Raw genomic sequence first — 1,747 nt, forward strand, 5'->3', positions numbered from 1 at the left:
GTCGATCAACTCCCCGCCGCCGACCCCGTCGGCCACCACATAGGCGACGATCTCCTGCCCGAGATCCTCGTGCGGGACGCCGACGACCGCCGCCTCGCGCACCGCCGGATGGTCGAGCAGCGCGTTCTCCACCTCGCCCGCGCCGATCCGGTAGCCGCCCGACTTGATCAGGTCGGTGGAGGCGCGGCCGACGATGCGGTGCGCGCCGTCCGCATCGACGGCCGCGATGTCGCCCGTACGGAACCAGCCGTCAGCCGTGAAGGCGGCGGCCGTGGCCTCGGGGCGGCCGAGGTAGCCGTCGAAGAGCGTCGGGCCGCCGATCTCCAGCTCGCCGATCTCCGCGCCCGGCTCGGCGGCGATCCGGGTGCGTACGCCCGTGATCGGCGTCCCCACGTAGCCGGGCCGCCGCTCGCCGTCGGCGCGGACGGCCACGGTGATCAGCGTCTCGGTCATGCCGTACCGCTCCACGGGCCGCTGCCCGGTGAGCGCTTCGAGGTCGCGGAAGACGGGGGCGGGCAGCGCCGCGCTCCCCGACACCAGCAGCCGGGCCCCGGCCAGGGCGCGCGCGGCGTCGTGGTCGCGGGCCACCCGGCCCCAGACCGTGGGCACCCCGAAGTACAGGCTGCCGCCCGCCGCCGCGTACGCCTGCGGGGTCGGGCGGCCGGTGTGGACGAGGCGGCAGCCGGTGCGCAGCGCCCCGAGCACGCCGAGGATCAGTCCGTGCACATGGAACAGCGGCAGCCCGTGGACGAGCGTGTCCTCGGCGGTCCACTGCCAGGCGTCCGCGAGGCCGTCGAGCCCGGCGGCGACGGGTGGGCCCCGTGTGCCACCGCCGCCCCCCGCCCCCCCCCCGCCCCCCCCCCGCGACCCGGAATCCGGCGCGCTCCCCCATGTCCACGGCGAGCTCCTCGCCCGCCCCGAGCACGATCTCCGCGCCCGAGTCGCGCAGGATGTGGTCCCGCTCGGCGGGCCCCGAGTCCGGCGGCAGCAGCACCACGGGCACCCCGGCCAGCAGGCCGCCGACCACGGCGGCCACCGTCTCCAGCGTGGCGTCGGCCCGTACGGCCACGGACTTCGCACCGGCGATACGGGCCGCCACCGCGCCGCCCGCGCCCAGCAGGTCCGCGCGGGAGCAGGGGCGGCCCGCGACGGACAGCGCGTCGGGGCGGTCGGGGGCGTCGGGGTCCGTCAGAGAGGTCAGCAGGGATGCGGAGTCGTGCACGGCTGCTCCTTCCACGGGGCCGGGCCGGCCCCACCGCGAATACGGGGGTTAGCCCCACTTCCTCGGGGCCTCGCCGACCGTATCGTTACCGGTATGACGGCCCGCGACCCAGAGTTGAAGAAGGAGCTCGACGCCACCTTGCAGACCCGCAAGGAGCTGGGCGTGGAGTACGAGTCGGAGCTGGTCGACTCTTTCCTGGAGAAGGTCGAGCAGAAGCTCGACGGAACGCTCGACAAGCGGGTGCGACGCCGGCTCGCCGAGCAGCAGATGTCGACGGCCCGGGGCCCGCAGCGGCGGCCGGGCGCCGATCCCGGGGTGGACAGCTTCGGCGAGCGGTTCGGCTTCGCGACGGTCTCGCTGGTGCTCGCCATCCCGCTGTCCGCGATCGGCGCGGTCAACGCGGGCCTGGCGGGGCTGCTGGTGACCTGGGTCGGCATCGTCGGCGTCAATGTCGTGAACGCGGCGGGGTACGTGCCGTGGTTCCGGCAGCGCGTCCGCAAGTCGGACGACGACTGGTCGTAGACC

The 1,747-nt window shown here is 75.4% G+C and carries 1 protein-coding gene and 1 pseudogene; one reads left to right on the top strand and one right to left on the bottom strand.

Translation table 11 applies throughout. The features are described 5' to 3' along the window. Positions 1–1,204 (bottom strand): annotated as a pseudogene (locus tag ACFU99_RS42715) (AMP-binding protein); the annotation flags it as partial. A 111-nt stretch (positions 1,205–1,315) separates the two neighbouring features. Here ACFU99_RS42715 and ACFU99_RS42720 point away from each other — a divergent pair. After that, on the top strand, positions 1,316–1,744 hold the full coding sequence (locus ACFU99_RS42720; RefSeq protein ID WP_384403929.1) for a hypothetical protein: 429 nt from the start codon (positions 1,316–1,318) through the stop codon (positions 1,742–1,744). Positions 1,745–1,747 lie beyond the last annotated feature (3 nt).

The organism is Streptomyces sp. NPDC057654 (assembly GCF_042800135.1).
Lineage (GTDB): Bacteria > Actinomycetota > Actinomycetes > Streptomycetales > Streptomycetaceae > Streptomyces.

Coding starts and splice junctions, on each gene's coding strand:
- ACFU99_RS42720 (WP_384403929.1), top strand. CDS start 1,316: ATGACGGCCCGCGACCCAGAGTTGAAGAAGGAGCTCGACGCCACCTTG.